17 protein-coding genes are annotated in these 21,584 nt (G+C 75.9%); 11 read left to right on the forward strand and 6 right to left on the reverse strand.

Annotation, left to right across the window (positions count from 1 at the left end; all coding sequences use genetic code 11):
* Positions 1-82 precede the first annotated feature (82 nt).
* The 4 genes from ACMXGY_RS10845 (at position 83) to ACMXGY_RS10860 (ending at position 3,314) form a co-directional block, all read left to right on the forward strand.
* The gene (locus tag ACMXGY_RS10845; protein WP_483773004.1) at positions 83-1,237 is read left to right on the forward strand and encodes a type III polyketide synthase; all 1,155 of its coding nucleotides are present in this window, start codon (positions 83-85) and stop codon (positions 1,235-1,237) included.
* The gene (locus ACMXGY_RS10850; protein ID WP_483773005.1) at positions 1,234-1,794 is read left to right on the forward strand and encodes an isoprenylcysteine carboxyl methyltransferase family protein; all 561 of its coding nucleotides are present in this window, start codon (positions 1,234-1,236) and stop codon (positions 1,792-1,794) included. Before ACMXGY_RS10845 ends, ACMXGY_RS10850 begins: the two co-directional genes overlap by 4 nt.
* A gap of 21 nt (positions 1,795-1,815) precedes the next feature.
* Positions 1,816-2,892: an NAD(P)/FAD-dependent oxidoreductase gene (locus ACMXGY_RS10855; RefSeq protein ID WP_483773006.1), complete on the forward strand. Its 1,077-nt coding sequence runs from the start codon at positions 1,816-1,818 to the stop codon at positions 2,890-2,892.
* A gap of 62 nt (positions 2,893-2,954) precedes the next feature.
* Positions 2,955-3,314, forward strand: coding sequence for an ACT domain-containing protein (locus ACMXGY_RS10860; RefSeq protein ID WP_483773007.1), 360 nt, complete (start codon positions 2,955-2,957; stop codon positions 3,312-3,314).
* Between the two features lie 18 nt (positions 3,315-3,332).
* Here the strand turns inward: ACMXGY_RS10860 and ACMXGY_RS10865 are convergent, their stop codons facing one another.
* Genes ACMXGY_RS10865 through ACMXGY_RS10885 form a run of 5 tightly spaced genes read right to left on the reverse strand, consistent with a single transcriptional unit; the run spans position 3,333 to position 11,655 of the window.
* Positions 3,333-3,968 (reverse strand): GNAT family N-acetyltransferase, encoded by a 636-nt coding sequence (locus ACMXGY_RS10865; protein ID WP_483773008.1) that lies wholly within the window; start codon positions 3,966-3,968, stop codon positions 3,333-3,335.
* Positions 3,965-6,190 (reverse strand): penicillin acylase family protein, encoded by a 2,226-nt coding sequence (locus tag ACMXGY_RS10870; RefSeq protein WP_483773009.1) that lies wholly within the window; start codon positions 6,188-6,190, stop codon positions 3,965-3,967. The genes ACMXGY_RS10865 and ACMXGY_RS10870 overlap by 4 nt, the downstream gene beginning before the upstream one ends.
* A gap of 1 nt (position 6,191) precedes the next feature.
* On the reverse strand, positions 6,192-8,645 hold the full coding sequence (locus ACMXGY_RS10875; protein ID WP_483773010.1) for a GNAT family N-acetyltransferase: 2,454 nt from the start codon (positions 8,643-8,645) through the stop codon (positions 6,192-6,194).
* A complete protein-coding gene (locus ACMXGY_RS10880; RefSeq protein ID WP_483773011.1) occupies positions 8,642-10,090 on the reverse strand; it encodes a lysine N(6)-hydroxylase/L-ornithine N(5)-oxygenase family protein in 1,449 nt (482 codons plus the stop codon). Before ACMXGY_RS10880 ends, ACMXGY_RS10875 begins: the two co-directional genes overlap by 4 nt.
* Positions 10,087-11,655 carry a pyridoxal phosphate-dependent decarboxylase family protein gene (locus tag ACMXGY_RS10885; protein WP_483773012.1) on the reverse strand — a complete coding sequence of 523 codons (1,569 nt, stop codon included), beginning with the start codon at positions 11,653-11,655 and terminating at the stop codon, positions 10,087-10,089. Before ACMXGY_RS10885 ends, ACMXGY_RS10880 begins: the two co-directional genes overlap by 4 nt.
* 207 nt (positions 11,656-11,862) lie before the next feature.
* Between ACMXGY_RS10885 and ACMXGY_RS10890 the strand changes: the two genes are divergently transcribed.
* The 5 genes from ACMXGY_RS10890 (at position 11,863) to ACMXGY_RS10910 (ending at position 17,744) form a co-directional block, all read left to right on the forward strand.
* A complete protein-coding gene (locus tag ACMXGY_RS10890) occupies positions 11,863-13,539 on the forward strand; it encodes an NAD(P)/FAD-dependent oxidoreductase (RefSeq protein ID WP_483773013.1) in 1,677 nt (558 codons plus the stop codon).
* 63 nt (positions 13,540-13,602) lie between these two features.
* Complete coding sequence (locus ACMXGY_RS10895) at positions 13,603-15,078, forward strand: ATP-binding protein (RefSeq protein WP_483773014.1); 1,476 nt, start codon at positions 13,603-13,605, stop codon at positions 15,076-15,078.
* Between the two features lie 275 nt (positions 15,079-15,353).
* Positions 15,354-15,827: an HNH endonuclease gene (locus ACMXGY_RS10900; protein ID WP_483773015.1), complete on the forward strand. Its 474-nt coding sequence runs from the start codon at positions 15,354-15,356 to the stop codon at positions 15,825-15,827.
* Positions 15,828-16,014: 187 nt separating this feature from the next.
* Entirely contained in the window at positions 16,015-17,154 is a 1,140-nt protein-coding gene (locus tag ACMXGY_RS10905) for an endonuclease/exonuclease/phosphatase family protein (protein ID WP_483773016.1), read from the forward strand.
* A 155-nt stretch (positions 17,155-17,309) separates the two neighbouring features.
* On the forward strand, positions 17,310-17,744 hold the full coding sequence (locus ACMXGY_RS10910; RefSeq protein ID WP_483773017.1) for a hypothetical protein: 435 nt from the start codon (positions 17,310-17,312) through the stop codon (positions 17,742-17,744).
* Positions 17,745-17,764: 20 nt separating this feature from the next.
* On the opposite strand, the gene ACMXGY_RS10915 is transcribed toward ACMXGY_RS10910, so the two are convergent.
* On the reverse strand, positions 17,765-18,529 hold the full coding sequence (locus ACMXGY_RS10915) for a helix-turn-helix domain-containing protein (RefSeq protein WP_483773018.1): 765 nt from the start codon (positions 18,527-18,529) through the stop codon (positions 17,765-17,767).
* Between the two features lie 166 nt (positions 18,530-18,695).
* On the opposite strand from ACMXGY_RS10915, the gene ACMXGY_RS10920 reads away from it, so the two are divergent.
* The gene (locus ACMXGY_RS10920; protein WP_483773019.1) at positions 18,696-19,733 is read left to right on the forward strand and encodes an ABC transporter substrate-binding protein; all 1,038 of its coding nucleotides are present in this window, start codon (positions 18,696-18,698) and stop codon (positions 19,731-19,733) included.
* Positions 19,733-21,559 carry an SIP domain-containing protein gene (locus ACMXGY_RS10925; RefSeq protein WP_483773020.1) on the forward strand — a complete coding sequence of 609 codons (1,827 nt, stop codon included), beginning with the start codon at positions 19,733-19,735 and terminating at the stop codon, positions 21,557-21,559. The genes ACMXGY_RS10920 and ACMXGY_RS10925 overlap by 1 nt, the downstream gene beginning before the upstream one ends.
* Positions 21,560-21,584: the final 25 nt, after the last annotated feature.

The raw sequence follows: 21,584 nt of genomic DNA on the forward strand, positions 1-21,584 counted from the left end.
GGCAACCTAGCCCCCCGCGCGCGCGTCCGCCCGGGAGGCCCGCCCCCGCGCGGACGGACCGAGCCGGTGGGACGATGCGGGCATGTCACGCGTCGTCGCCGTCGGGACCGCTCTGCCCGACCACGCGTATCCGCAGGAAGAGATCTCCCGGGTCACCAGCGAGCTCCTCACCGGTGACCCGGTGCGGCGTGCGCTCACCCGGCGCCTGCACGCGAACGCGGGCGTCGAGCACCGGCACCTCGCGCTCGACCTCGACGCCTACGCGGGGCTGACGTTCGGCGCGGCCAACGACGCGTTCCTCGCGATCGGCACGGACCTCGCCGAGCGCGTGTGCCGCAGTGCCCTGGCGGACGCCGGACTGCGTCCCGAGGAGGTCGACCACGTGGTCCTCACGACGGTCACCGGGGTCGGTGCGCCGACCCTCGACGTGCTGGTCGCCGCGCGGCTGGGGCTGCGGCCCGACGTGCGGCGGACGCCGTCGTTCGGGTGGGGCTGTGCCGGGGGCGCCGCCGGGCTCGCGCGGACCGACGACCTGCTGCGCGGGCGGCCGCGCGACGTGGCGCTGCTCGTCGCGGTCGAGCTGTGCTCCCTGACGCTGCAGCGCGGCGACCCCTCGACCGCGAACCTCGTCGCGTCCGGGCTCTTCGGCGACGGCGCCGCGGCCGTCGTGGTGGTGGGCGACGAGCACCCGCTCGCCCGGCGGCGCGGACGCCACGGCGAGGCACCGCGCACGGCACGCGTCGTCGACTCCCGCTCGCACCTGCACCCCGGCACCACCGGTGACCTCGGGTGGCACGTCGGCGACACCGGGTTCGAGATCGTGCTGTCCGCGCGCCTGCCCGAGCTCATCGGCGCGCACCTGCTCGGCGACGTCAAGACCCTCCTCGTCGAGCACGACCTCACGCCGGACGGCGTCGGCGCATGGGTCGTGCACGCGGGCGGTCCGCGGGTCCTCGACGCCGTGCGCGACGCGCTCGGGCTCGCCGAGGACGACCTCGCGGCGAGCCGGGCGTCGCTGCGCGGCGTGGGCAACCTGTCGTCCGCGTCCGTTCTGCACGTGCTCGCGGACACCCTCGCCCACGCCGACGCACCACCGGGCGCCCCGGCAGTCCTCATGGCCTTCGGCCCCGGGGTGAGCACCGAGCTCGTGCTGCTGCGGCTCGACGGCGGCACCCGCTCCTCCCCCGGGTTCGCTCGCGGTCCCGTGCCCGGTCTGGCGAGAGGAGCGGCCTCGTGAGCCTCGTGTGGTACGTCGCGCTCGTGGGCGCGACGGCGATCGAGCGGCTCGCGGAGCTCGTCGTCTCGGCGCGCAACGCGCGATGGTCGTTCGCGCGCGGCGGCGTCGAGTCGGGCCGCGGTCACTTCCCCGCGATGGTCGCGCTGCACACGGGTCTGCTGATCGCGTGCGTCGCCGAGGCGTGGCTCGCGGACCGGCCGTTCCTGCCATGGCTGGGCTGGCCCATGCTCGCGCTCGTCCTCGCGAGCCAGGGGCTGCGGTGGTGGTGCATCGCGACGCTCGGGCCGCGGTGGAACACGCGCGTCATCGTCGTGCCCGGACTGCCGCTCGTCGCCCGCGGGCCCTACCGGTGGCTGCGCCACCCCAACTACGTCGCGGTCGTCGTCGAGGGCTTCGCGCTGCCGCTCGTGCACTCGTGCTGGGTCACCGCGATCGCGTTCACGCTCGTCAACGCCGTGCTGCTCGCGCGCTTCCGCATCCCCGCCGAGGAACGCGCCCTCGCCCTCGCCACGTCCGGGGCCTCACCCGGCGACCGGCCGCGACCCGTCGCTTCATGACGGTCGCGTGAGGCGGCTCCCGTGAGCGTGCGGGGCGCGGACGTCGTCGTCGTGGGCGGCGGCCCCGTCGGCCTCGCCGCGGCCCTGCACGCCCGGCGGGCCGGGCACGACGTCGTCGTCGTCGACCGCCGCGCGGGCGTCATCGACAAGGCGTGCGGCGAGGGGCTGCTGCCGGGTGCGCTCGCCGCGGTGCTCGCCCTCGGCGTCGACCCGCCCGGGCACGCCCTCGCGGGGATCAGCTACCGGGACGCGGCACGGCACGCGGACCACGCATTCACCGGCGGTCCGGGACGCGGGGTGCGGCGCACGGCCCTGCACGCCGCCCTGCGCGAGCGCGCCCTCGCGGAGGGCGTCGCGATCGAGCACGCGACCCTGCGCGCGCTGCACCAGGACGCGCGATCCGTCGACGTCGTGCTCGAACGCCCGGGTGCAGCGGACCCGAGCACCCTGCGCGCGCGCTGGGTGCTCGGGTGCGACGGGCTGCACTCCACCGTGCGCCGCCTCGCGGGCCTCGAGGCTCCCTCGCGCGGGCAGGCCCGGTTCGGGCTGCGCACCCACTACCGCGTCGCCCCGTGGTCCGACCTCGTCGAGGTCCACTGGGCACCCCACGCCGAGGCGTACGTCACCCCCGTCGCGCCGGACGTCGTCGGCGTCGCCCTCCTCGCGGCACGCGGCACGGCGCGGCAGACGCCCGGTCGGACGAGCGGCGCCGCGCCGCTCGCCGGGTTCGGGGAGCTCGCCGAGCACTTGGGCGACGCCCCCGTCCTCGGCAAGGTCCGCGGTGCGGGGCCGCTGCGCCAGCGTGCCCGACGGCGGACCGCGGGCCGGGTGCGCCTCGTCGGGGACGCCTCGGGGTACGTCGACGCGCTCACCGGCGAGGGGGTGCGCGTCGGGCTCGCCCAGGCCGAGGCGGCGGTGCTCCACCTCGACGACGCGGACGCGTACGAGCGGGCGTGGACGCGCGTCACGCGCGATTACCGCGTCCTGACGACCGGCCTGCTCTCCTGGGCGGCGAGCCCAGCGCGCGGGGCCATCGTCCCCGCCGCGAGCGCCGCGCCGTGGCTGTACGGCGCGGTCGTGGAGCGTCTCGCCCGCTGACGTCCGCCCGGGCGCCCGGACCCCGGCGGGACGTGTGGGCGCGGGCGGCTAACCTGCCCCGCATGAGCCTCGACCTGCACGTCGTCCCCGACCGGTTCCTCCTCGCGCACCTGCCCGGCGCGACGTTCCCGGAGGACGACGAGTGGGTCGCGCTCGTGCGCGCGCCGGAGGGCCTGTCGGTCGTGCGGCACGCGTCGCCGTTCGACGACGCCGAGCGCTGGGCCGGGTTCTACGGTTCGGCGCACGGCCTGGAGCAGACCGGCGTGCTGGCGTCCGTCGTCGGCCCGCTCGCCTCCGCGCAGATCCCCGTGTTCGTGGCCTCGACCTTCCACGCCGACCTCGTGCTCGTGCCCGAGGACCGGCTCGAGGCCGCGAGCGCGGCGCTGCGTGACGCGGGCCACGCGGTCGCCGTCCGGCGCTGACGGCGCGCGCGCCGGTGCTCAGGCCGGGGCGTCGCCCGGTCCCAGCAGCGTGAGCGCGCGCTGCCGCGTGAGGAAGGCCAGGAGCGCGTCCTTGTCTCCCACGCGCACGCGCTCGCCCGTCTCGAACCCGAGCGCCCGCATGCGCGCGTGCGCGCGCTCGTTCGCGACGTCCGGCTCCACGACGATCCGTCGCGCGCCCGGGTCTGAGAAGCAGAACGCGACGAGGACGGGCGCGACCACCGCCCACAGGTCCGTCCCGCGGGGCCCGCGGCCCCCGAGCAGGAAGTGCACGCCGACGTCGCCGGGCTGCACGGGATAGGTCTCGCCGACGGGGTCGTGCTCCGGCTCGTAGGTCTGGAGCAGCGCGACCGGGGCGTCGTCCCACCGCACGAGGAACGCGTGGTGCGTGGGCAGCGAGCCGACGTACGCGTACAGGTCGCGCAGCTCGGTGCGCGTGAGGCCGCCGAGCCCCCAGAAGCCCGTCCCGCGTCGCGTCACCCAGTCGTGCACGACGTCGAGGTCGGCGTCCGGGTCGAGCACGCGGACGGTGAGGCGACCCGCTCCGGGGACGTCGTGCTCGAGCAGCACCTCGCCGGGAGCCCCCGTCGCGAGCCGGTGTCCCTCGGTGCTCCGTTCCGTCAGGGGGGTGGTCATCGGGTCTCCTCGTGGTGCAGCTGGGTCCAGTCGGTCACGACGCGCACGGTCCCGGCGTCCGCCCACGTGGCGAGCTGGTCGGCGAAGTGGGGTGAGCGCGGGTCCCCGCTCGCGCCGAACGGCACGCCCCACCGGCTCGCGTCCCGGTCGGCGAGGTCCCACACCCAGCGCGCGACCGACCCCCGCGCGCACACGTCGGTGAGACCCGGTGCGCTCGCCGTGCAGCGGACCGTGTCGGTGTCGCCCGCGAGCGCCACCGGTTCGACGCGCGGGGCGTCCGCCCCGGGGACGTCGAGCAGCACGTGCAGGCCGAGCACCCGGTGCGTGTCCCCCCACTCCGGCGCGGCGTGGTCGTCGGGCGTCCCGTCGCGTGCGGCGCCTCCGGCGTCGCCACCGGTCACGACCTCCGCGAGCGCGGCCCAGGCCTCGATCCGGCCGTCGATCCCGAGCCGTGGCGACCCGAGCAGCGCGGGCAGCGCGTCGGCCACGCGTGCCGTGACGGACAGCCACGGGGCGAAGACCGGGTCGAGGCCGTGCGGCGTGTGCAGGGCCGCGAGGGCCGGGTGACCGGCGACGCGCCGGGTCAGCGCCGTGCGCCAGGCCGCGAACAGTGCGGCGTCCGTGCTGTCGGCGTCCATCCGGCGGTCCCAGCGCCGCAGCCGGCGGGCTGCGTGCACGACGGCGTCCGGCGAGCGGCCCGCCTCGCCCGGGATGTCGAGGAGCGCAAGGAGCGCGTCGGCGCTGCCGAGGACCGTGTCGCCGTGGATGCGGTGCTGATCGCTCGGTCCGACGTCGTCGCCCGCTGAGTCGAGCAGCGCGCGGATGCGGCGCGCCCGGTGCGGCGGGGCGTAGGTGTGCCCGAGGTCGACGCCAGCCCGGTGGGGACGCTCGTTGGCGTCGACCGCGACGTCGTCGACGACGACCGGCGCGGGCAGCTCGACCCACGGGCGCGACCGGGCGGCGTCCGACCACGCGGGGACCGGCAGCGCCCGCTCGGACGCCTCGCGCCGAGGCACGCGCCCGGCGGTCAGGCTGAGCACCGTGCGGCGGTCCGCGGCGAGCACCCGGTTCACCGGGTCGACCCAGCCCGCGAACGACTCCGCAACGTCCGACGCCGTGCGCGACCGCAGCAGCCGCCGCCAGCTCGCGACGCCCAGGTCGGCGTCGACCCGGGCAGGCAGGCGCACGGAGTACGCCCCGCCCTGCCCGGCGTCGTCCCCCTGACCGTGTCCGGCGGCCGGCTCGCCGCTGACCACGACGCCGCGCGCGGTCTCCCAGGTCTCCACCCGGTGCTCCACCGGGCCGCCTGCGGCGCGGACGAGCACGGTCGCCTCGACGGTGTCGACCGGCTCGGGCCCGTCGGGGCCGAGCGCCTCGACCGCCCCCACGTCGGTGCGCCGCAGCCGCTCGGCGAAGACCTCGACGTGGTGCGCCATCGCGTTCGTGATGCCCCACGCCGCGTCGCCGGCGTGCCCGAAGTGCGGTACGCCGGGTACGCCGGGGAACGCGAGGCCCACCACGTCGTAGGCGTCGCACGCCAGGCGGACCTGCTGGTACACGCCGGGCAGCTCCAGCAGCCGGTGCGGGTCGCCCGCGAGCAGCGGCGCCCCGCTCCGGGTGCGCCCGCCCGCGAGCACCCACGAGTTGGACCCGGACGACGGGCCGCCGTCCACGGCGAGCAGGTCCAGGACGTGCTCGAGCGGTACGTCGGGCCCGGACCGCGCGACGGCGGCACCCAGGGTACGGGTCACGTGGTCCCGCCACAGCACGTGCGGGAAGCCGGAGAACAGCACGTGCGCGACGAGGAAGACGCCGAGGGGCGCCCAGGCGGGCCACGGCTCGTGCGGCGGCAGGTCTCCGCCGCCGGGCCACGCGGCGGCGACGAGCGCGTGCAGCTCGGGCACGCCCCGGCCGCGGACGAGGCCCTCGTTCACGCCCGCCGTGTACGCGTCGACCCACGCGAGGTCGTCGTCCGCGAGCGCCGCGTAGGCGCGCCGGGCGGTGTCGGCGAGGCGGACGCGGTGCGCGAACCGGTCCCAGACGAGCCCGGGCTCGCCGATCCGCTCCGCGAGGCGCCCCTCGGCGCGCCACCGGTCGACCTCGATCTGCCACCCCCGGTCGAGGGCCGTGACGTAGCCCTGCCCGCGCGCGAGGTCGAGCTCGTCTGCGGCGCGCACGTGCGGCACGCCCCACGCGTCGCGGTGGACCTCGAACCCGCTCACGTCACGCGCCCCGCGCCGCGGGGTTGGCGAGCGTGCCCGCGTAGAGCAGCGACGCGGACTGGTCGGCGAGGTCGACCATCTGGAGCGTGTTGCGCAGCTGGAGCCGGTTGAGGCACGAGTGCGCGAACCGCGCCGCGCGCAGGTCGACGCCGGTCCGCAGGTCGGGGTGGTCGGCGCGGTGGGCGTCGAGGCACTCCGCGACGAGTGCCCAGAAGCGGTCCTCGGCCAGCACGCCGTCGCCCGCGAGGATGGCTGCGAGGTGGCGCAGGACGCCGTCGAACACGTCGGTGAAGACGGCGAGCGCCTTCTCCTCGTCGTCGACGACGGCACGCACGCGCTCGACGCCGGGCGGCAGCGCGCGCTCGCCGAGGACGGCGATCTCCTCGCCCACGTCCTTCATGACCGCGCGGACCACGACGTGGTCGCGCAGGACGAGGATGAGGTTCTCGCCGTGCGGCATGAACGCGAGGTCGTGCGCGAGCAGGGCGTGCGCGAGCGGGCGCAGGTACGCGCGCAGGTAGGACCGCACCCAGTCCGCGGGGTGGAGGCCGGAGGCGCGCACGAGCGCCGTGGCGTGCGCGGACCCGTCCGGGTCGCGGTGCAGGAGCGAGGCCATGGTCGCGAGCCGCTCCCCCGGCGCGGTGCGCGGCACGGGGCTCTCGCGCCACAGCGCGGCGATCATCTTGCGGTGCGCCGACGGGGTCGCCGTGCGGTGGTAGACGTCGCCGGTGTAGCCGATCGAGGCGAGCTCGCGCAGCACGGTGAACCCGGTCCCGCCGAGCTCGGGGTCAGCGGCGACGAGGTCGGCGACCCAGTCGTTGATCGCGGGAGTGTCGCGCATGTACGCGGGCGACAGGCCGCGCAGGAACCCCATGTTCTGGATCGCGAGCGCCACCTTGACGTAGTGCCGCGCGGGGCGCGTGAGGTTGAACAGGGTGCGGATCGACTGCTGCGGCTGGTACTCGTCGGCACCCGGGCCGAGCGGCACGAGGTCGCCCCTCGCGACGTCCGCCGCGAACGTGATGGGCACGCGGTGCTCCCACTGCCACGGGTGCACCGGCAGGTAGAGGTAGTCGGCCGGGTCGAGGCCGCGGGCGGCGAGGCGGTCCGCGAAGGCGGCGCGCTCGTCGTCGGACAGCTCGCCCGCGTAGTGCGACGACTCGTCGAGGCCCGCGCCGAGCGCGAGGTGGGTGTGCTCGCGGCGCGCCGCGAGCCACAGCAGGCGCACGCGGCCGCCGTTCTCGGGCGCGTACGCGCGGTACTCCGCGAGGCCGAACCCGATGCGCCCGTTGTTCGCGACGAAGCCCGGGTGGCCCTCCGTCATCGCCGCCTCGACCTGCTGGAACGACGCACCCAGCAGGTCGGCGGAGCTCGGCCCGCCCGTGCGCTCGTAGCGCTCGAGCTTGGCTGTCGCGCTCGCGAGCGTGGACGACACCTCCTCGAGGTACGTCGCGAGCAGGTCGTCGGGGATACGCAGGTCAGGCTGGAGCTCGACGACGAGGTCGAGCACGTCCACCGGCAGCGCGCGCGCCGTGCCCGACGCCCCGGCGGTGGCGGTCCGGCGGATCGACGCCTCGTCGAGCACCCAGTGCTCGAGCGCGTACCGCCGCGCGGCGAACCGGTACTCGACGGCGCCGTCCGCGACCGGCAGCACGTACTCGCCGGGACCGTTCACCTCGTCCGCCTCGACGAGCGTGCGGGGCGCGAGCAGGCGCTCGTGCGTGAGCTCGGCGATCGTCTTCGCGACGAGGTGCCCGTGGGCGCGCTCCGCGAGGTCGGGACGCAGGTGCGGGGCGAGGTCGACGCCGTCGCCGAGCGGGCTCGCGTCGAGGTCGGCGCGCGCGGCGACCGCGAGGTGCGCCGTCTTGCCGGGCAGCTCGAGCTCGCGCAGCACGCGGAACCCGGCCGCGGCGTTCTTCGCGGCGACCGCCGTGTTGCGCACGTCCGGCTCCACGACGACGCGGCGCCCGCCGCGGCCGGCCGGGTCCAGGCAGAAGCGCACGACGGCGCCCATCACCGCGGACGTCAGGCCGTGCCGCGGTGCGCCCACGGGCGGGGCGACGAGCAGGTGCATCCCGACGTCGCCGGGCTCGAGCAGCGCCACGGCCTCGGGGACGCCGGCGAGGGTCACGTGCGCCGGGTCGTAGGTCTCGACGAGGAACGTCGGCTCACCGTCGACGCGTCCGAGCCAGGCGTCCTGGCGCGGGCCTGCGGCGACGCCCTGGAGGTAGGAGCGCGTGCCCGCCACGTCGAGGTGCCCGAGCTGCCAGAACGCCGAGCGCGGGTGCGCGAACCAGCCCTGGACGAGCGCGGCGTCACGCGCGGGGTCGACGCGCTCGATCGTGACGTCGGCGGGCGTCGCGCCGAGCCGCACGCGCACCGCGAACGCGCCGTCGGCCGCGCGGCGCGTCGTCGCGTCCGACGGCGGTGCCGTGGTCGTGGTGGGGGCGGTCACCGGGTCTCCTCCCCCGCGCGCACCGACGCCCGCGGGGCGTCGACCGGGCGGGTGTGCTCGTCGTCGGGCAGGCCGAAGTCCTGGAACGCGATGCGCTCCTCGACCGGGTACACCTCGCGCCCCGTGATCGTGCGCAGCACGACCGAGTTCCGCCACGCGGCGAACCCGAGGTCCGGCGCGGTGAGGCCGTGCGTGTGCTCCTCGCCGTTGAGCACGTGCACGCGGCGCGCGCCGTCGACCGTGTAGTCGCGCGCGACGTCGAGGCGGCCCAGCTCGTCGAACCGCAGCAGGTGGCGCACGGGGTCGAGGAACGACGGCACGGACGCGGCGTACCCGGTCGCGACGACCAGCGCGCGCGTGCGGCGCTCGACCTCCCGGCCGAGCTGCGCGTGGCGCAGCCGCAGCACGTACTCGCCGTCGGGCGACCCGTCAGGCGCCGGCTCGTAGCGCGCGGCGACCACCTCGGTGTCGGTGAGCAGCGTCGTCGGGACGGGGCGGTCCAGGCTCAGTCGGTAGAGCGTGTCGTAGATGTCGTCGACGAGCTCCCCGCTGATCCCCTTGTACAGGCCGCGCTGCTCGCGCCCGAGGAGCTGGCGCAGCTCGAGCGGCAGGGCGTGGAAGTGGTCGGTGTACTCGGGCGACGTCATCTCGAGCGTGAGCTTCGTGTACTCCATGGGGAAGAAGCGCGGCGAGCGCGTCACCCAGTCGAGCCGGTACCCGGCCGACCCCGCCTCACCGCCTCGGGCGACGCCGTGCACGCCGTCGAGCAGGTCGCGGTAGATCTCCGCGGCGGACTGGCCGCTGCCCACCACCGTCACGGACCCGCTCGCGGCGAGCGCGTCGCGGTGGGGAACGTACTGAGCGCTGTGCACGATCGGGCCCGCGCCCGGGTGCGCGCCCGCCGCGACGTCGTCGGCGAGCGCCCGCAGCGCGGGCGGCAGGACCGGTGAGGTCCCGACGCCGAGCACGAGGTGACGGCCGCGGTGCTCCTCGGTCCCCACCACTGCGCCGTCCGCGCCGAGCACCTCGGCCCGGACCACGAACGCGTCCGCCGCGGCGTCGTGCTCCACCGCGACGACGCGCCGCGACCAGCGCAGGGACGCGAGCCGGCCTGCGACCCACCGGCAGTACGCGTCGTACTCGGCGCGCAGCGGGTAGAACGACTCGCGGATGTAGAACGGGTAGAGCCGGCCCGTCGCCTTGAGGAACGCGAGGAAGGAGTAGGGCGACGTCGGGTCGGCCATCGTCACGAGGTCGGCGAGGAACGGGACCTGGATCGTCGCTCCCTCGATCATCATGCCCGGGTGCCAGCGGAACTCGGGCGCGGCGTCGAGGAACACCGCGTCGACGTCGCCCAGCGGCGCGGACAGCGCGGCGAGCCCGAGGTTGAACGGCCCGATCCCGACGCCGACGACGTCGCGCACCGGGGTCAGCGCGGCGCTCATCGGGCCACCGCCCCGGCCGTCGCGAGCGTGGCCGGGAGCGAGGCGGCGTGCACGTCGTCCTCCAGCATCTCGTCGCGCTCGACGAGCGCCTGGGCCGTGGTGCGCACGAGCTCCAGGACCCGGCGCACGTCCGCGAGCGTGACGTCGGGGTTGAGCAGCGTCAGCTTGAGGCAGGGCACGCCGTCGAGCACCGTCTTGGCGACCGCCGCGCGGCCGGACTCGAACAGCACGCGCCGCACGAGCGGCACGAGGCGGTCCGCGTGCTCCGGCTCCAGCCCCGCCGGCTCATAGCGGAACAGCACGGTGGACAGGTCGGTGCGGGCGACGACGCGCAGGTCGGGGTCGTCCGCGAGGTCGGCGTGCACGGCGGCCGCGAGGTCGCACACGGCGTCGACCATCGCCCCGACGCCGTCGGCCCCGAGCGCGCGCAGCGTCGCCCACAGCTTGAGCGCGTCGAAGCGGCGCGTCGTCTGCAGCGACTTGTCGACCTGGTTCGGCTCGGCGTTCTCCAGCGGGTTGAGGTAGTCCGCGTGGTGCGCGACCCGCGCCAGGTCGGCCGGGTCGCGCACGAGCAGCGCGCTCGCGGACACCGGCTGGAAGAACGCCTTGTGGTAGTCGACCGTCACCGAGCGCGACCGCTCGATCCCGTCCAGGAGGTGGCGGCGCGTCGGGGAGACGAGCAGCCCGCAGCCGTACGCGGCGTCGACGTGCAGCCACGCGTCCGCCGCGTCGCACGCGTCGGCGACCGCCGCGAGCGGGTCGATGCAGCCCCGGTCGGTGGTCCCCGCCGTCGCGACGACCGCCATGACGACGTCGCCCGCGGCACGGACCGCCGCGACCGCGTCCGCGAGCGCCGCGGGAGCCATGCGCCCCTCCGCGTCGGCGCCCACGGTCACCACGGCGTCGTCCGCGAGGCCCAGCAGGAACGCGGACCGCGCGACGCTGAAGTGGCTCGACGCCGTCGCCAGGACGCGCAGCCGTGGCAGCACTGCGGCGCGCCCGCCGGGCGCGCCGCCGTCGCGCCGGGACTCCCGCTCGAGGGCGTGCTCGCGGGCGAGGAACATCGCCTGGAGGTTGGACTGCGTGCCGCCCGACGTGAAGACGCCGTCCCCGCCGGCGTACCCGACGCGCTGCGCGGTCCACTCGACGAGCCGCCGCTCCATGAGAGTCGCGACGGTCGACTGGTCGTACGTGTCCACGGACGTGTTGACCGCCGCGAGCATCGCCTCGGCGCCCACCGCGGGCAGCGCGACCGGGCAGTTGAGGTGGGCCGCGTACGCGGGGTCGTGGAACCAGACCGCGTGCGTTGCGTACAGGTCGGCGGTCTCGCGCAGGGCAGCGTCGGTCCCGACGCCGGGCGCGTCGAGGTCGACGGCGTCGACGAGCGTCGCGAGCTGGGCGCGGCTCGCGCCCGACCACGGCTGGGTGACGCCGGCGACACGAGCCGCGACGTCGTCCACCACGGCGTGCAACGTGGTCGCGTACGCGCCGGCGCTCGAGTTCGTGAGCAGCGCCGGTGCGTCGGACGGGCGGGTCGCGGGCGCGACGGGTCGTGCTGGGAGCATGACGAGTCTCCGGGTACGGGGAGAGGACCGGGCACTGACCGCGCCCGGGCAACCTGAGGTTTGCCTTGCCTAACCTAGCGCAGCGGCCGTGGCCGTCAAGTGTGTCCTGCGCCACGCCACGGCCCGTCGTCGCGCTCCCGTGGACGCGGGGGGCAGGACGGGGAGAGGATGGCAAGCGCCCGTCCGGGACGCTGCCGAGGAGGCCGTGTGGAACCGACCGTCGCGACGACCCGCCCCGCCATCGTCACCGTGGACGACGACCCCGGGGTCTCGCGCGCCGTCGCGCGCGACCTGCGCCGGCGCTACGGCGACCGGTACCGGATCGTGCGGGCCGAGTCGGGCGAGGAGACGCTCGCCGCGCTCCGCGAGCTCGCCCTGCGCGGCGAGGAGGTCGCCGTCGTCCTGGCCGACCACCGGATGCCCGGCATGACGGGCGTCGAGCTCCTCGAGCAGGCCATGGACCTGTTCCCGGCGGCACGCCGCGTCCTGCTCACCGCCTATGCGGACACCGAGGCGGCGATCGAGGCGATCAACGTCGTCGACCTCGACTACTACCTGCTCAAGCCGTGGGACCCGCCCGAGGAGAAGCTCTACCCCGTCGTCGACGCCCAGCTCGAGGCGTGGACCGCGACGGACCGGCGCCGACCCGCGGAGACGGTCGTCGTCGGGCACCGGTGGTCCGCGCGCTCCTCGCAGGTGCGCGAGTTCCTCGCGCGCAACCGCGTGCCCTACCGCTGGTACCCCTCGGAGTCGGCGGAGGGCGCGCGCCTGCTCAGCGCCGCCGAGACCGACGCGCAGACCCTCCCGCTCGTCGTCACCCCCGAGGGCGAGGCGCTCGTCGCGCCCGACGACGCGACCCTCGCCGAGCGCGTCGGGCTGGCGACGCGCCCCGCGGCCGACTTCTACGACGTCGTCGTCGTGGGCGGCGGGCCGGCCGGGCTGAGCGCGGCCCTGTACGGGGCGTCGGAGGGCCTGCGGACCGTGCTCGTCGAGCGCACGGCGACCGGCGGGCAGGCGGGGCAGAGCTCGCGCATCGACAACTACCTCGGGTTCCCCGACGGGATCTCCGGTGCCCAGCTCGCCGACCGGGCCCGGCGCCAGGCCGTGCGGTTCGGCGCGGAGATCGTCACGACCCGCGACGCGGTCGAGCTCGACGTCGCGGGCCCCGCGCGCAGCGTGCGCTTCCCCGACGGCACGTCGATCGACGCGCACACCGTGATCCTCGCCTCCGGCGTGTCCTACCGGCTGCTCGACGGTCCCGGGCTGGGCGACCTCGTCGGGCGCGGGGTCTTCTACGGGTCCGCGCTCACGGAGGCCGCCGCGTGCCACGACCAGGAGGTGTACGTCGTCGGCGGCGCGAACTCGGCGGGCCAGGCGGCGCTCCACCTGGCGCGCGAGGCGAAGCAGGTCACGCTCGTCGTGCGGGGCGACGCGCTCGCGCGGTCGATGTCCTCCTACCTCGTCGAGCAGGTCGAGGCCCACCCCCGGGTGCGTGTGCTCACGCGCACCGAGGTGGCCGCCGCGTCCGGCGAGGACCACCTGGAGCACCTCGAGCTCCGCGACCTCGACACGGGGACGACGACGCGCGTCGAGTGCGGGTGGGCGTTCGTCTTCATCGGCGCCGCGCCGCGCACCGACTGGCTCGACGGCGTCGTCGCGCGCGACCCGCGCGGGTTCGTCCTCGCCGGCCCCGACCTCCTGCACGACGGCGCACCCCCGGCCGGCTGGACACTTGACCGCCCGCCCTACCACCTCGAGACGTCCGTTCCCGGCGTGTTCGCCGCGGGTGACGTGCGCTCCGAGTCCGCCAAGCGCGTCGCATCCGCCGTGGGCGAGGGCGCCATGGCGGTCATGCTCGTGCACCGCTACCTCGAACAGCTCTGACGCACCCGCCGGACCGACCGGTCCGCCGCCCGCACCATCGCTCCCGTCACCGGAGGTGACACCATGACCGGCACCGACGACCCGACCCAGGCGCCGAGCGGCTGGCTGCCGTGCGACGTCGAGGAGCTGCGCAGGACGTTCCTCTTCGAGCACCTCACCGACGACCAGCTCGCGTGGCTGTGCGCGACCGGGCACGTCGAGCACCGCGAGCCCGGGTGGCTGTTCCGCGAGGGCGGACCGGCCGAGTTCTTCTACGTCATGCTCGACGGCGGCGTCGCGCTGTACCGGCGGGTCGGCGAGGACGAGGTCGAGGTGTCGCGCACGCACCAGGTCGGGGTGTACATGGGCGCGTGGAACGCCTACCTCGGCGACCGGCTGCCCCAGACGTACCTGCACTCGGCCCGCGCGCTCGAGCCGTCGCGCTTCTTCGTGCTCGCCGCGCAGGACTTCGCCAAGCTCATGACCGAGTGGTTCCCCATGGCGGTGCACCTGCTGGAGGGCGTGTTCTGGGGCACGCGCGACGCGCAGCAGCTCGTCGGGCAGCGCGAGCGGCTGCTCGCCCTGGGATCGCTCTCGGCGGGCCTGACGCACGAGCTGAACAACCCCGCCGCTGCCGCCGTGCGCGCCACGGGGACCCTGCGCGAGCGCGTCGCCGCCATGCGGCACAAGCTCGCGCTCATCGCCGACGGTCCCTACGACCGCGCGACGCTCGCCGTCCTCATCCGGCTCCAGGAGGAGGCGCTCGAACGCTACGCGGACACCCGCACCGCGGACGCGGTCGGTGCCCTGGAGACGTCCGACCTGGAGGACCGGCTCACCGACTGGCTCGACGACCACGGAGTGCGCGAGGGGTGGCGGGTCTCCCCCGCCTTCGTCCAGGCCGGCATCGACGAGCCGTGGCTCGACCGCGTCGCCGAGCGCGTCGACGACGGCGCGCTCCCCGGGGCCGTGAGCTGGCTCGCGTACACGATCGAGACCGAGCAGCTCATGGCGGAGATCGAGGACGCCACCGTGCGCATCTCGACGCTCGTCGGGGCGGCCCGCCAGTACTCCCAGCTCGACCGAGCGCCCTACCGTCCCGTCGACCTGCACGAGCTCCTCGACTCGACGCTCACGATGCTCGACCACTCGCTCGACGGGGTCGACGTGGTGCGCCGCTACGACACGACCCTGCCGCTCGTCCCCGTGTACGCCGCCGAGCTCAACCAGGTCTGGACGAACCTCGTCGAGAACGCTGCGCAGGCGATGGCCGGCTCCGGCACCCTCACCGTGACCACCCGCCGCGCCGACGACCACGCCGAGGTCGAGATCGCCGACACGGGGCCCGGGATCCCGGACGACGTGCGCCCCCGCATCTTCGAGCCCTTCTTCACGACGAAACCCGTGGGCCAGGGCACCGGGCTCGGCCTCGACATCTCGTGGCGCATCGTCGTGAACAAGCACCACGGCGACCTCGCGGTGACCTCCGTGCCCGGGGACACGCGGTTCGTCGTGCGGCTCCCGCTCACGCCCGCCGGGCCCGCGAGCGGCACCGCCTGACCGGCCCTGACCCGACCTGCCGCCCGTAAACCGTGGACGTGGCGCCGTCGCGGGCATAGCCTCGTGGCGTCCGGTCGAACCCGCCCGGACGCTCGACCATGACGACCGGTGAAGGGAAGGTGGACGCACGTGACGCAGCTGCGGTCCACCGACCTGTCCCGAAGGGCGCTCTCCAGGTAGACGACGCACGTCGTCGACCTGCCGAGCCGTCCTGGGACACCGTTCTGGGGCGGCTCTCGTCGTCCCACCCCGGCACGACGACAGGAGGCGCGACGATGAGCGAGGTGGTCATCTACAACCTCGGCGGCAGCCAGGTGCTGGGCCGCGTCACGTTGCGCCACGCCATCCGCATGCTGCACCGGCGCGTCGCGGAGGTGCGCGAGGCCGTCGAGGGCGAGACGTTCGGGCCGTACCAGCGGCCGCTGTCCGTCGAGCTGGTGCGCTACGTCCACACGAAGTGGGTGTACGAGCGCCAGGGCCGGGTGCCCTACTCCCGGGCGGCTCTCCTGCGGCGCGACCGCTACCGCTGCGCGTACTGCGGAGGGGCGGCCACGACGATGGACCACGTGGTACCGCGCTGCCAGGGCGGCACGACGACGTGGCTCAACGCCGTCGCGGCGTGCGAGCCGTGCAACGCGACGAAGGGCGGGCGGACGCCGGACGAGGCGGGCATGCGGCTGCGCAGTCGCCCGTTCGAGCCCGTGTTCCGCGACATCTACCCCTCGGCGCCGGTTGCGCGCCGGCGCTGACGGGCGCGCCACGGCGCATCGAGGGGTGCTGAGCGGCCCGGTCGGCGGCGGTGACGCCGGCCGGGCCCGTGTCGGTGCCGTGCCCGGACACCGGACGTCCGGCGGGGCGCGCACTGCCCTCCCTCCCCGTAGAGCCGGTCCGCGTCACGTACCCCTTCGGGTCCCGGGCCGCGCGAGGGAGCCTGCGATGGCGACGGTGCGGATCGGGACGTTCAACGTCGAGAACCTGTTCGAGCGGCCACGCGCGATGGCCGGGCCCCTCACTAACGGCAACGCGGCGCTCGACGCCCACGCGCGCGTCAACGCCCTGCTGGACGAGGAGACCTACACCCCGGACGTGCGCGCCGAGATCCTGCGCCACCTGACGACCCTGGAGCTCCTGCGCTCGGACGCCGCGGAACTCGCCGTGCTGCGCCAGGTGCGGGGCCGGCTGCTGCGGCGCACCGGGTCGCTCGCCGCGGGCACCGCCCGCACCGAGGTGGTCGCCACGGGGCGCGGCGACTGGATCGGGTGGGTCGACCTGGTCAAGGACCGCGTCGACGAGGTCGCGACGACCCACACCGCGCGCGTCGTCGCCGACGTCGACGCCGACGTGCTCGCCGTCGTCGAGGCGGAGAGCCGGGTCGCGCTCAAGCACTTCACCGACGCGGGCGTCGTGACGCGCACGGGCGGGCCCCTCTACCCGCACGTCATGGTCGTCGACGGCAACGACGACCGCGGCATCGACGTGGGCCTGCTCACCACGCGCGGGCACCGGATCGGCGGGATCCGCTCGCACGTCGACGACCGCGACTCGCGCGGTCGCGTCGTCTTCGGGCGGGACTGCCCCGAGTACGTCGTCGAGCTCGCGTCCGGGCAGAGCGTCACCGTCCTCGTCAACCACTTCAAGTCGAAGGGCTACGGGACGCAGGCCGAGAGCGACGCGACACGCCGGCGCCAGGCCACCCGGGTCGCCGCGATCTACGCCGGGCTGCGGGCCCAGGGCCGGGAGAACGTCGTCGTGGCGGGCGACCTCAACGACACGCCCGACTCCGTCCCGCTGCGGCCGCTGCTCGAGCGCACCGACCTGCGCGACGTCACCGAGCACCCGGCGTTCGCGGGCGACGGACGGCCGGGCACGTACGGCAACGGGACGGCGAGCCAGAAGATCGACTACGTGCTGCTCTCCCCTGCGCTCTTCGCGCGCACCGTCGGCGGCTCGGTGTTCCGCAAGGGTGTGTGGGGCGGGGCGAACGGCACGCTCTTCCCCCACTACGACACGATGACGTCGCCCGCGCACGCGGCGTCGGACCACGCCGCGCTCTACGCCGACCTCGACCTGGCCTGACCCGGGCGCCGCCCCACGGGGCTCGCCGGCGTGCGGCCGGTCGACCCCGGGGGTGCCCCCCGGGTGACCTACGGGCGCGACGGAGCCGGGCGCGAGCGCACGGTGGAGGAGACGCCGGGACCCCGGCCTCGCCGACCTCGCCCCCGGGAGCGCGCATGCACCTCGGACTTCTCCTCGGACCGCAGTCCTTCGCGCGGCGGCGCCGCGAGCTCGACCGCGCCGCCGTCGCCCTCTACGAGACGACGACGCGCAGCGCCACCGCCCGCACCCTGGCGCGCGTGCACGAGCGCGAGTGGTCGCGCCTCAGCGAGTCTCAGCGCGACCTGCTCCTCGAGCACCTCGTCGCGAGCATCCTCGACGAGGCCGCACCCGTCGACGCGCCGGGCACGCCCGCGACGACGGCCGCGGAGGGCCCTTCCCGCCGCCCCGGGCGTCGCGACAGACGGCGGCGCGGGTCTCGCCGACAGCCCACCGACGGCGCGACGCTCGCCGCCCTCGCGGCGAGCGCGTTCGGGCCGTTCTCGGTGATCGCCCTGCCGTGGGGGTTCCTGGCGCTGCCGCAGGTGCGCGACGAGGCCGACGCCCGCTGACCGGGACGGTCGGTGGGGCCTCAGGCCGGGCAGGGCTCCGCGTCGCGGGCAGCGAGCGCCGCGACGGGGTCGTGCGCGAGGTCCGCGACCGGCAGGCCGGTCTCCCGGCTCAGGGCGCGCAGGAGCCCGGCCCGGGACGCATAACCGGCGGCGTGGGCCGCCGCATCGAGGTGCGACCCGCCGCGCAGGCGGGCGATCGCGACGTTGAGGTGCGCGCGCGTGCGCCAGCGCCCGAACGCGAGGCCGGTCTCCTCGACGAAGAGCCGCTGGACGTGGCGCGCGCTGGCGCGGCGGCGGTCGGCGAGCTCGTCGAGCGTCCCGCTCCCGCGTCGGGCGTCGGCCGCGACGGCGCGGGCGACCGGGTGGGCCGGCATCGTCAGGGGGAAGTAGTCGCGTGCGACGCCGCGCAGGACGGCCTCGAGCGCGGCCCGGAAGGGTGCGACCTGCTCGGGCGTCGTGGGGGCCGCGCACATCGTCGCCGTCAGCAGGGACGTGACGGCGGGGACGACCCCGAGCCGGTGGACACGGCTCGGCGGCTCGACACCGGGCGAGAGCAGGGGGCCGAGGGCCATCGAGTCCCCGGGCAGGCGCAGCGCGTGCGGGACGCGGGGCGCGAGCCACACGCTCTCGTGCGTGCGCAGCGTCATCGCGTGCCCGTCCGCGACGAGCTCCCCGGTGCCCGTGACGACGTGGACGAGGTGCGGCTCGTCGTGCACGTGGGTGTCGTGGCCGAGGAACCGGATCGAGTTCTCGGGGACGACGGCGCCGAGCGCTGCCGGTGTCATGCGTGGGGTTCCTCTCCCCCGGGCGCCGGGAGATCGTGTCCGGTCCGGGACGGGTCGTGTCGCGTCCGGCGCGGTTCGCGCCGCAAGGTGTGGTTAGCCTAACCTCGCGGGGCGTGCCCGGTGCGCCGTGAGGCCCCCGCGTCCCGACTCCCGAGTGTGAGGTTCCATGCTGTCGTCACGCCGTCCCACCCGCCGTCCCCTCGCCCCCGTCGCCGCGCTCGCGGCGGCCGCGCTGCTCGCCCTCTCCGCCTGCTCGGCCGACACCGGCACGACCGCGGGCGGTGACGAGCCCCAGGCCGGGGCGCCCGCGACGCAGGCCGCCACCGAGCACGTCGTCACCACCGACCAGGGCGACGTCACGGTCCCCGCGGACCCGCAGCGCGTCGTCGTGCTCAACCACGCCCTGGCCGGGTACCTGTACGCGCTGGACGTACCCGTGCTCGCGACCGTGCCCGAGGTGACCGACGACCCGGACCCGGCGTTCTCCGAGTTCTGGGCCGAGGACGCCGAGGCCGACGGCACCGAGCTCATCGAGTGGAGCGCCGACGGGTACAACCTCGAGGCCATCCTCGCGCTCGAGCCCGACCTCATCGTCGGCGGCGGCTGGGGCTTCCCGCTCAAGCAGGCCACGGACGTGTACGACGGCCTGAGCCAGATCGCGCCCACCGTCCTGGTGAGCGGGACGTACACCACGTGGCAGGAGCAGTTCGCGTTCCTGGCGCACGACGTGTTCGGCGAGGGCGACACGTTCGACGAGCTCGTCGCCGGGTACGACGCGCGCGTCGCCGAGGTCCGTGAGGCGATCACCGTCCCCGAGGGCGAGACGGCGTTCCTCGCGCTGACGTCCGAGGGCAAGAACTTCGCGCTCATCGAGGGCGAGGCCCTGCCCGCGACGTTCGAGGAGCTCGGCTTCGCGATCCAGCCGGTCCAGGAGCAGACGGGCGCCGAGCCGTACACCGCGGGTGGGGACATGTTCGAGGTGTCGGCCGAGCAGGTGACCTCGGTGCTCACCGCGCCGAACCTGTTCGTCATCGGGTTCAACGGCGCCGAGATCGACTTCGACGGCCTCGCCGCCGACCCCGTGTACGCGGGCCTGCCGTCGTTCGCCGCCGGCACCGCGGTCGAGCTGCCGACGTGGACGATCCGCGGCGACTACCACGAGGCGATGGCGCTGCTGGACGTCGTCGAGGAGCAGTTCGCCTGATGGCTCAGCACCGGCTGCGCACCCACCCGCTGGTCCTGCGCCGCGTCGAGGTCGGGCGCGTCGTCGACGTCACGCCGCGCATGCGGCGCGTGACCCTCGTCGGGCCCGAGCTCGCGGCGTTCCAGCGCGACGGCATGCCCATGCCCGCGTTCGCGGCGCCCGGGTTCGACGACCACGTCAAGCTCGTCCTCGCGTCCGACGGCGACGTCGCGTCCGCGCTGCCCGTGCAGCGCGCGCACGGCATCGACTGGGCGCCCGCGCCGAACCGGCAGGGGCGCGACTACACGCCCCGCCGGTTCGACCCGGCGACGGGCGAGCTGGACCTGGACCTCGTGCTCCACGGCGACGGGCCCGCCGCGGCCTGGGCGCAGGGCGCGCGGCCGGGCGACGCGCTGTGGTTCGTCGGACCCAAGGCGTCCACGCTCTGGCCCGACGACGTCGACTGGGCGCTGCTCGCCGGGGACGAGACGGCGCTGCCCGCGATCGGGCGCTTCCTCGACGAGCGACCCGTCGACGTCCCCGTCCAGGTCGTCGTGACGGTCGCGCACGAGTCCGCCGTCCAGGACCTCGCGCTGGGTGAGCACGACACGATCGCGTGGGTCGTGGCGCCCGAGGGCGACCGCGGCGCGCTCGACGACGCCGTGCGCTCGCTCGAGTGGTGGCCGGGCCAGGTGTACGCGTGGGCCGCGAGCGAGAGCCGCGCGCTCCTGCCCGTGCGCCGCTACCTCACGCGCGATCGGGCCGTGCCACGCACGCACGTCGACGTCACGGGCTACTGGCACCTCGAGCCGTCAGGCACCGGTCACGCCGCCACGGCCGACGCGACGGCCGGCACCACGGCGGGAGCGGCGCACGCCACGACCCCCGCGCCGCAGGGTGTCGCGTCGCCGGTGCCGTGGTTCGCCACGCGCGCGGCGCTGCAGCTCGGGCTGCTCGACGAGCTGGGGTCGGGGCCGCGCGACGTCGCGACCCTCGCCGAGGTCGCCGGCATCGCCCCGGGGGCGGTGCGCACGCTCGTGGACGTCCTCGCGAGCGTCGGGGTCGTCACGGTCGACGGCGAGAAGGTCGCCCTCGACGACGCCGGCGAGGACCTCCTCGACGACGACCACGAGCGTGAGGAGTACGAGGGCCTCGAGGCCGACACGGTGCTGGCGCTCGGCGCGCTCGCCGACGCGCTGCGCGACGGCGTGCCCGCCTGGTCCCGCGCGCGGGGCCCGTCGGTGCGGACCGAGGTCGAGACCGACCCGGCGCGCGCCGCCGAGGTCGTGGAGGGCGCCGACGTCCTGCCCTTCGTGCTCACGGGGATCGGCACCTGGCCCGTGTGGTCCGGCGCCCGGTCCGTCGCGCTCGGCGGACCCGGGGCGCTCGTCGTCGCGGACCTGCTCGCCGTGGCACCCGGCGAGCGCACCACGACCCTCGTCGAGGCAGAGGTGCCGCTCGCCGTCCTGCGCGAGCAGGCCGGCGCCGGCACCGCGCACACCCTGGCCGAGCCGGCCGGGCACTGGCCGGTGGCCGACGTCGCGGTGAGCGCGCTCGGTGCGGGTCACCGCACCGACGACGAGGTCGTCGACCTGCTCGTCGCGATGCGCGCGGCCGCGCCGCGGGCCGTCCTCGTCGAGGACTTCACGCCCGACGGGCTGAGCCCGCACGCCCACGAGCACGCCCTGCTCGCACTCGCCACGACCGGGTCCGCACCCCGCACACCCGACGACGTCGCCCGGCTCGCCGCGCGCGCCGGGTGGCACGTCGAGCGCCACGAGGCGCTCGGGTGGGGCGTCGAGTACGTCGAGCTCGCGCGACGCGACGAGGCACCGGGGCCGGGCTGACGTCGAGACGTCCTGGTCCCCGACG

It is taken from the genome of Cellulosimicrobium sp. G4 BAM 1002 (assembly GCF_057126935.1).